Below are 8,164 nucleotides of genomic sequence, written 5' to 3' on the forward strand. Positions count from 1 at the left end.
TGCGCGGTGTCACCTGGCTCCGCATCAAACGTTTTAACCGTCTTATGGCCCGACGGGGATGGGCTCGTTTGAAAATTGCATTCGCTCACGTCGAGATCTGGGAGGTCCCACGGTGGTTGAAATCGGCGCCGCCGGCGCTCCGCGACCGGCTGCGCGGTGTCACCTGGACAGGAAACTTGCTGGTCTGCGGCTTCGTCATCGGTCTCGGTACCTGGTCGACCTATGCTCCTCTCGAAAGCGCTGCGATTGCTGCCGGCACCGTCGAATCCGAATCGAGCCGCAAGACGATTCAGCACCTTGAGGGCGGCATCATCAGAGAAATCCTGGTCGCGGATGGTGACGTTGTCAGCGCTGGACAAACGTTGATCTCGTTGGAGGATACGAAGGTCCGTGCCGAAGCCCAGAGCCTGCAAGGCCAGTTGTGGGAGGCGACGGCACGCGAAGCACGGCTGAAGGCGGAACAGCGCGGGGAAGAGCGGGTATCGTTTCCGGCCAGGCTCGAAATGGCGCAGATGGCGAGTTCGTCGGTCGCCGATGTCCTTGCGGGCCAGCAAGCCATATTCGAAACGCGCCGGCAGGTGTTTCAATCGCAAGCGACCGTAAATCGGGAGAAGAGGTCGCAGGTGGAAAAGGAGATCGAGGGCCTCAGGGCGCAGGAAAGCGCGGCCGCAAGGCGCATCGACATCGTTCGTGAAGAAGCGTCAACGGTGGCCACGCTCGTCAGCAAGGGACTTGAGCGACGCCCGCGCCTTCTGAACCTGGAGCGCGAGATCGCTGACATCGAGGGACGGCGGGGAGAGATTGTCGCGCAGATATCGCGCGCGGGGCAGGTTATCAACGAATCCGAGGCCGTTCTCCTCAAACTGGAGCATGATCGTCAAAACGAGATCGCGCAGTCGCTGCGCGAGGTGCAGAACCAGATCTTTCAGATATGGGAACGACTGCGGGCGGCCGACGATCAACTCTCGCGAACGGCCGTCAAGGCGCCCGAGGACGGCGTGGTAACCGACCTGCGGATTCATACGACAGGTGGCGTCATTGGCGCCGGCGCAGCTCTCATGGATCTGGTTCCCCGGCGAGATCGGCTGATCGTGATTGCGCGCGTCAGGCCCGAAGACATCGATGTGGTCCGTCCCGGACTGAGTGCCGATGTGAATCTCCTGCCCTACAATCAACGCCGCGTACCGCGGCTCCACGGGACTGTGACGCACGTTTCTGCCGACCGTCTGGTCGACAAGCGCACCGATCAGCCGTACTACGCAGCGAAGATCCGAGTTCAGGACCTGGTCGGCGCCGGGATCGATAGTGTCCAGATCATTCCGGGAATGCCCGCGCAGGTATTCATCAAGACGGGTCACGGCACCGTGGCGCTCTACGCCCTCAAGCCTTTGCTTGACAGCTTCCACGGCGCGTTCCGCGAGGATTGAAGTACAACCAGAACGACGAGCGCCGGCGGTCCTTAGGATGAAGACACGCGTGCGGGCGCATGGCCGTTAAGGCGCCGGCTCCAGCGAAGAACCGCCTCCGTGCGGTTACGCGCGGAGCATTTTCGCATGATGCGCTGAACATGCATTTTTACGGTGTTTTCCGAAAGGTTGAGTCTGACGGCAATCAACTTGTTGGGAAGGCCGAGCTTGAGCGCCTCGAGGACATGTTGTTCGCGCGGCGTAAGGTCGATCATCGCCTTCCCCAGAACGAGGTGGGTGTCGTCACGACTGTCGTGGATTCCGGATAGCTCGGGAGTGTCGGGAAATTCCGATACCGTCTTGAGACTCGACGCTCCGTTTTGCCTGACGATCGGTAAGGGCCGGTAGACCCCACCGGCAAGAACCAGGCGCAATCCGGCGATAGCGACGTCGACCGGGATCGATATCGGAAAGAAGCCGCGGACCCCCCTTTGCATCGCGGCCGAAGCCGTCGCCTCGTCGTCGCGATTTGACAACAGGGCAACTGCTGCGTTCGGACAGGATTTTGCCAGAAGCGCGAGACTATGCTCGATCGAAGGGTCGGCGATCGGCTGGTTCCCGATCGTCAGCGCGATCAGGCGGATATCTCTGCCTGATAGCCAGTTCAGGCCGCTCGTCGTTGCCATTTCGACGATTTCGAAACCCTCGAGCTCCCGCTTGAGGATGTTGAGGATGCAGGTCCGCGCCAGCGCATGTTGCGCGATGATCACGAGCACAGGTGAGTTTTGCAGTCCGGTTTGTAGTCCCTGGGCTGGTTCTACGGGAGCGATAAAATCGTCCATGATGTCCCCGAATTAAAAAAGATGCTGGGTTATTCCACCATTTCCAATTCCAATTCCAATTTCCAATTCCAATTTCCTTGGAGCAAAGCTTGTCTCAATGACGCTGCAGCGAATGGCTGCTGATCATGCATTGCTCTCGATCTTCAAGCGAGCAGACGCTCGGGAGGTCTGGTCCACCGCTACAGATTCTGGCGGCGGTTCTGTTGTGCCAGCCTAGCTGCAAATATTGCGATACACGCTCGCCGCCACCGAACCCGGAGGGCCATCGACGACGTATGCATCATCTTCCTTCACGAGATATAGAAACGGCCTGTCTCCGGTATCTTCGCCCGATGCCTTCTTTCCTTTGACGCGGCCGCAAATGGTGTCGACGGGTTGCCCGAGCGTATTTTTGCGGATGGCCCGCTTCATTTCGCCGAACTCGGCGGACGTCGGGTCCTCCAACTTCGCGGCAATCGTGGCCTTCGCCTTGACCGTGACCGGATCGGGCGCCTCGGCGGGCCGACCAGAGGGCGTCGCCTCGACTTTTGCGTCGCCCGTGGACTTCGTCTTTTTCTCAGCGAGCTGGGGCCTGTCACGGGCGTGGGCAGTCGACGGCTCTTCCGCCTTCGCCGCGACCGCGGACTTCGCTCCCGTTTTTGCGGAGCTGGTCCTGGATGCCGCCGGCTTCGATTCACTCGGCTGGCTGGCCGCCATCCCGTTGAGACAGCCGAACCCGTTTGGGTCCAAGCATGCATCCATGCTCGCTTGCGGCGGTAAAATGCAGCTACAACCAACCAGGGTCGCAGCCAGAATGCCAATGAGAAGCGTTCTCATGCTAATCCCTCATATCAGGGGCCTGAGTTCCGCTCGCACTTCTTGCGGCGATCTAAATATTGCGCTGGTTGTCTATCATTTGCGCAAAAGTATTAAGTGGCTGTTAATCGTCCGCCGCTCGCCACGGCAAGCGGCTGCATAGTCAATGCCGGCGCATTTGATGCTGTGCAGGGTGAAGCCCATATTTCACGGGCTTTGAATGGTGGACGCACAAGGGATCGAACCTTGGACCTCTCCCGTGTGAAGGGAACGCTCTCCCGCTGAGCTATGCGTCCGGGAAATGTGGGCGAACAACAGGCCCTGTCAGAGCCCGCGATTTACGAAGGACGGGCCCCTAGTGTCAAGCGATCAGTCGGGCCATAGCGTCGTGTTTTCGCGCCGATCCGGGCGGAATTACGCCCCCTGCTGGCGGGCGCGGGAGGCGTGCGATTGCAGGGCGCGGATGCGCTCGGCCAGCGTGCCGCCGCCTTCGGAGGCGACCGTCGCGCCGGCTGTGTCGTTGGCGGGCTTGGCCGGCACTTTCGGCGGTTCCGCCGCCAGCATCGCCTCGATCGCCGAATTCGGCCCTTCGAGCTGCATGGCGAGCTTGGCGACTTCGGCCGCGATATCGTTGATGCGCTCGCGCAGCAGCGCGTTTTCCATTCGCTCGGTCTGCCACGAGCTCTCCGCCTGCTGCTGGATGGCGTTGATGTCGCGCTGCAGTTTCGCGCGCTCGTCGCGGGCGATGCGGAGCTGTTCCTCCACCGCCGCCTTCTCGGTTCGCAATTTTTCCACGATCGGCGACTTGCCGCCGTTCATGCCTGCGATCTCCGCGCGCAGTTCGCGCGCGGCGCGCTCGGCGTTTTCATTCGACTGCCTGAGCTGATTGTTTTCATATTCGCGCTCGGCCAGGATCTTGCCTTGCGTCGCCAACCGCGCCTCGAGGTCATTGACGCGGTTGCCGAGCATCTCGGCTTCCTTGACCTGCACGATCAATTGCCGGTCGAGATCGGTGACGCGCTGGCTCAAATTTTCGACACGGCCACGCGCTTCCGTCAGTTCGCGGCTGGCATGCTCGGAGTCGGCGCGCTCCTGCACGAGGCGGGCCTGCGTGGTCGAAAATTCCTTTTCGGCATCGCCGACGCGGCCCTTCAATTCCTCGATCTGCGTGCGCACCGCGACCAGCTCGACCTGGCGGCTGTCCGCCATCATCGAGCGGTCGTTCAATTCGCTATTGATCTTGCCGAGTTCGGCCTGCTTGTCGGTCAGCGCCTGTTCGGCGCTGCGCAACAGTTCGGTCTTGGCCGCAAATTCCTCTTCGGTGGCGCGGAGCTGCTCCTTCACTGCCTTCTCGCGCGCTTCGAGCGCAAAGATCGTGGCGTTCTTTTCGCCGAGCTCGATCTTCATGCGGTTGATCGCGTCGCTCTTCTTGCCGAGTTCGGCGAGCTGGCTGGTGGTCTTGTTCTTGAGCTGCTCGACGCTCATTTCGAGCCGCCGCGCCGACATCGCGAATTCCGCGCGGAGCTGGTCCTTGTCGGCCTGGATTTCGGCCATCGACAGCGGGGTCGCCGCCTCGAGCCGCCGCGTCGTCAGCCGCACCGCCCGGTTGTGCACCAGCGGAACGATCATCAGACCGAACAGCATGGAGACCAGAAAACCGATCGCCAGATACATGATCGGCTCGATCATGAATGGTACTCCACACAGAAAAGGATTCGTTAATCACATTGCCACGCCGGGCCGGGCCTGCGCCAGCCCAATGCAGCGTTAACCTGAATCCACCTGGGGAGACGCGCGCAGATGCTTGACGACGGGCTCAGAAGGGGTTCCAGGTCGCGCGCGGGGTGTATTTGAGATAGCCGACATTGGCGCCGAGCCGCAGTCCGATGCCGGAGCGGATCGGCACCAGCACGATATTGTTGGCAGTCAGCGCAGTCATGCCGAAGCCGCCGACGATATAGGCGGAGCCGTCGATGCCAACGAAGCGCTGGTAGATCGCGTTGGTGGCGGGCAGGTTGTAGACCAGCGTCATGGTGCGCGCGCCGTCGCCGCCCCAGTCGAAGCCGACCGACGGTCCCTGCCAGTAGACGCGCAAGTCACCGGCGTTCTTGGTGTAGAGCGTGCCTTCGCCATACCGCAGGCCCGCCACAAAGGCGCCCGAGCCTTCTTCGCCCAGCACGTAGCCGTTGGGCAGGCCCCATTGGCTGACCGCGCGCTCGATGATGGACGCCAGCCCCCGCGAGACGTTGCCGAAGAATTTGTGCCCGGCCGAAACCAGTTCGTCGGGCCCGAAGGTCTCGGGCCCCGGCTGGCGCTGCGGCGGCGGGTATTGTCCCGGCGGCGGTGCATATTGCCCCGGCGGTGGTGGGTATTGGCCCGGCGGTGGCGGCTGCTGTGCCGAAGCCGGCACGGTCCAGCACATCAGCGCGGCTGATATCACCGCGGCAAGGCGTGAAGCAAACGTCATGAAAGAACCCCTGGCATCGAAATTCTGGCCGCCGCCTTAACCTGACGCCAACAAGCATGGCTCTAGGTTGCGCCCAGTGTCCCCTCGACTCGCATGTTATCGGCACCAACTATGACGGCACAACGGCAGGAAAGATACGGTTTGCGCCCCGGAATGGCCGCTTTTGCCTTATTGGCGAGCTTTTTTTGCGCGCTCAGCCTTGATTTGGCCGCCCGCGCGGCAACCACCGAGCGCGTGGTGGTGAACCGCTATTCGGGCCTGGCCATCGGCGGCTTTGATCCAGTCGCTTATTTCACCGAATCCATGGCCCTGCAGGGCTTGCCCGATTTCGAGGCGCGCGGCGCCGGCGCCATCTGGCGTTTCCGCAACGAGGGCAACCGCGCCTCTTTCGTCGCGCATCCGGAAATTTACGGGCCCCAGTTCGGCGGCTACGACCCGGTCGATCTCGGGCGCGGCGTCACCTATGCAGGCAATCCGCGCTTTTGGGTGGTCGCAGGCCAGCGGCTCTATCTGTTCGGCCGCGAGGACAACCGCGATGCGTTTGCGGCCGACCCTTCGCGTTTCCTGAAAGAGGCGACGACACGCTGGCCGTCGCTGGAGCGCGAACTCGCGCAGTAAGTGGCAGAATGCCGTAGCCCGGGCGAGCGAAGCGACCCCAGGGGCGGTATCAGCCCAATCGAACATACGTTGGTTTGGTCACCACCGTTCCCGGGGTCGCTGCGCTCGCCCGGGCTACGAAGCGTTGGTCGCAGCGTTCGGATCGCCCCAGGCGATAAATTCCGGAACGATGAAGCCATTCCGTCCGGTGCCGAATTGCAGGGCAGCGCCGCTTGAATCGGTAACCCTGCCGCCGGCGGCGACAACGACGGCGTGGCCCGCGGCGATGTCCCATTCCGAGGTCGGCGCCAGCCGCGGATAGATATCGACGGAGCCTTCGGCCACCCGGCCGAGTTTCACCGCCGAGCCAAGCTCGCACCGCACCGCGCCCGGCCTCGCCGCAATGAAGGCTTCGCTCCTGGCATCGCCATGCGAACGGCTGACCGCGACCGTCCATGGCTGGCCGCGCGGCGGGCAGGGCCGGGTGTGTATCGGTTCGACCAGCGGCCTGTCCTTGCCAGGCTCCTTGCCAAGCGTCAGCCGCTCGGCGCCGCGGCCGACCAAACCGCGCCAGATTAGCCCGAGGGCGGGCGCGCTGATGATGCCAAGCAGCGGCGTTCCCTGCGACACCAGCGCCAGGTTGACGGTGAATTCGTTGCGCCCGGCGACGAATTCCTTGGTGCCGTCGAGCGGGTCGATCAGGAAGAAGCTTTCCCTGTAGGGCAGCGCGGCCGCCTGGGTGCGCTCTTCCGACAGCGCAGGTATTTTGGGCACCAGGCGCGCAAGACCCTCGGCGATGATTCGGTCGGCCGCCAGATCGGCCTCCGTTACCGGCGAGCCGTCGGTCTTGCCGTCGACCGTCATGGCGGAGCGGTTGACGGCGAGGATGGCGGCGCCGGCGCGGATCACGATCTCGGTCAGCGGCTCGATCAGCCTTGCGGCGGCATCGCGATCAAGCGCCGGTGGACGTGCCTCATTCATGAGCTCGGCCCATTTGCTGTTCGTCCTGCCTTACCATTGCCGCCCCCTGCTGGCAGCAGGGGGCTGCGCAGTGTATCACCGATAAGCACGCGTGATTCGTAACGGCCCGCCGGCAATTTGCGACCAGGCGGCTTTCCAGGAACCCATGATGTCTGGCACTTCGTCTCCCGGTCCGGCTCCCGATACCCTCGAACTTGCGGCGCTGCTGTGTTCGCGCGTCTGTCACGATCTCATCAGCCCGGTTGGCGCGATCGTCAATGGGCTTGAGGTGCTTGATGACAACCCGAAGCCCGAAGACCGCGATTTCGCGCTCGATCTCATCCGCAAGAGCGCCAAGACCGCCTCCGCCCGGTTGCAGTTCTGCCGCCTGGCGTTCGGAGCTGCGGGATCGGCGGGCGCGCAGATCGATCTCGGCGATGCCCAGACCATGGCGCGCGGCCACATCGAGGACGGCAAGATCACCATCACCTGGAATCTGCCGCGGCTGTTGCTGCCGAAGAACCGCGTCAAGCTGCTGCTGAACATGCTGATCATCGCGCAGCAGACGATCCCGCGCGGCGGCACGCTGACGATCGATCCGATCGGCGACGGCGAGACGATGGGTTTTCGCGTCACGTCATCCGGCCTGAACGCGCGCGTGCCGCAGAACATCGCCGATCTCCTGAGCGCAAGTTCGACGGCGACCGTCGACGCGCATGCGGTGCAGCCTTACTATACGCGCCTCTTGGCGCAGGCCTGCGGGCTCGGCGTGACGCTTGCGCCCGACGGCGAAAAGGTAATTGTTACCGCTTCCTGAAGGCGCCAACGCGCCAACATGGTTAATCAACGGTGAAAACAGGCGGCAGACTTGATTTCTGCCGTCTTATCTCTTTGTTGATCCCGTTCTTTTCCACTTGCTCAACCAATATTAAACGCTTTGCATAGAAGCTGGCCTCGTTCCGTAAGGCGCGTCGATGTCGCGTGCCGCTGCGTGCGAAGGCCAGTTTCATGGATGATTTGTTGCGGGAGTTCCTGACCGAGACCAGCGAGAGCCTGGATACGGTCGACAATCAGTTGGTGCGGTTCGAGCAGGACCC

General features: G+C 62.7%; 8 protein-coding genes and 1 tRNA gene. 3 read left to right on the forward strand and 6 right to left on the reverse strand.

From position 1 onward, the window contains the following. Positions 1-44: 44 nt before the first annotated feature. Positions 45-1,427: an HlyD family type I secretion periplasmic adaptor subunit gene (locus CQ14_RS26760; protein ID WP_156435464.1), complete on the forward strand. Its 1,383-nt coding sequence runs from the start codon at positions 45-47 to the stop codon at positions 1,425-1,427. A gap of 32 nt (positions 1,428-1,459) precedes the next feature. Here CQ14_RS26760 and CQ14_RS26765 read toward each other — a convergent pair whose 3' ends face one another. From CQ14_RS26765 to CQ14_RS26785, 5 genes are all read right to left on the reverse strand, one after another. Beyond that, positions 1,460-2,248, reverse strand: a complete 789-nt coding sequence (locus CQ14_RS26765; protein ID WP_057860824.1) for a helix-turn-helix transcriptional regulator — start codon at positions 2,246-2,248, stop codon at positions 1,460-1,462. Between the two features lie 213 nt (positions 2,249-2,461). Then, positions 2,462-3,064 carry a hypothetical protein gene (locus CQ14_RS46810; RefSeq protein WP_245320538.1) on the reverse strand — a complete coding sequence of 201 codons (603 nt, stop codon included), beginning with the start codon at positions 3,062-3,064 and terminating at the stop codon, positions 2,462-2,464. 200 nt (positions 3,065-3,264) lie between these two features. Next, positions 3,265-3,339: transfer RNA gene (locus CQ14_RS26775), tRNA-Val, on the reverse strand. Between the two features lie 118 nt (positions 3,340-3,457). Beyond that, entirely contained in the window at positions 3,458-4,732 is a 1,275-nt protein-coding gene (locus CQ14_RS26780) for a coiled-coil domain-containing protein (protein ID WP_057860825.1), read from the reverse strand. 127 nt (positions 4,733-4,859) lie between these two features. Continuing rightward, entirely contained in the window at positions 4,860-5,510 is a 651-nt protein-coding gene (locus CQ14_RS26785) for a DUF1134 domain-containing protein (protein ID WP_057860826.1), read from the reverse strand. Positions 5,511-5,663: 153 nt separating this feature from the next. Here CQ14_RS26785 and CQ14_RS26790 point away from each other — a divergent pair, with 153 nt between their 5' ends. Continuing rightward, on the forward strand, positions 5,664-6,128 hold the full coding sequence (locus tag CQ14_RS26790) for a YHS domain-containing (seleno)protein (protein ID WP_156435463.1): 465 nt from the start codon (positions 5,664-5,666) through the stop codon (positions 6,126-6,128). A gap of 114 nt (positions 6,129-6,242) precedes the next feature. Here the strand turns inward: CQ14_RS26790 and CQ14_RS26795 are convergent, their stop codons facing one another. Continuing rightward, positions 6,243-7,088 (reverse strand): 3'(2'),5'-bisphosphate nucleotidase CysQ family protein, encoded by an 846-nt coding sequence (locus CQ14_RS26795; RefSeq protein WP_057860828.1) that lies wholly within the window; start codon positions 7,086-7,088, stop codon positions 6,243-6,245. 148 nt (positions 7,089-7,236) lie between these two features. Here CQ14_RS26795 and chpT point away from each other — a divergent pair, with 148 nt between their 5' ends. Continuing rightward, complete coding sequence (gene chpT / locus CQ14_RS26800; protein ID WP_057860834.1) at positions 7,237-7,884, forward strand: histidine phosphotransferase ChpT; 648 nt, start codon at positions 7,237-7,239, stop codon at positions 7,882-7,884. The last annotated feature ends 280 nt before the right edge of the window (positions 7,885-8,164 follow it).

It is taken from the genome of Bradyrhizobium lablabi, assembly GCF_001440475.1.
Lineage (GTDB): Bacteria > Pseudomonadota > Alphaproteobacteria > Rhizobiales > Xanthobacteraceae > Bradyrhizobium > Bradyrhizobium lablabi.

Excerpts from the sequence above, each read along its gene's own strand:
- CQ14_RS26760 (WP_156435464.1), top strand. The coding sequence starts at position 45 with ATGGCCCGACGGGGATGGGCTCGTTTGAAAATTGCATTCGCTCACGTC.
- CQ14_RS26765 (WP_057860824.1), bottom strand. The coding sequence starts at position 2,248 with ATGGACGATTTTATCGCTCCCGTAGAACCAGCCCAGGGACTACAAACC.
- CQ14_RS46810 (WP_245320538.1), bottom strand. The coding sequence starts at position 3,064 with ATGAGAACGCTTCTCATTGGCATTCTGGCTGCGACCCTGGTTGGTTGT.
- CQ14_RS26780 (WP_057860825.1), bottom strand. The coding sequence starts at position 4,732 with ATGATCGAGCCGATCATGTATCTGGCGATCGGTTTTCTGGTCTCCATG.
- CQ14_RS26785 (WP_057860826.1), bottom strand. The coding sequence starts at position 5,510 with ATGACGTTTGCTTCACGCCTTGCCGCGGTGATATCAGCCGCGCTGATG.
- CQ14_RS26790 (WP_156435463.1), top strand. The coding sequence starts at position 5,664 with ATGGCCGCTTTTGCCTTATTGGCGAGCTTTTTTTGCGCGCTCAGCCTT.
- CQ14_RS26795 (WP_057860828.1), bottom strand. The coding sequence starts at position 7,088 with ATGAATGAGGCACGTCCACCGGCGCTTGATCGCGATGCCGCCGCAAGG.
- chpT (WP_057860834.1), top strand. The coding sequence starts at position 7,237 with ATGTCTGGCACTTCGTCTCCCGGTCCGGCTCCCGATACCCTCGAACTT.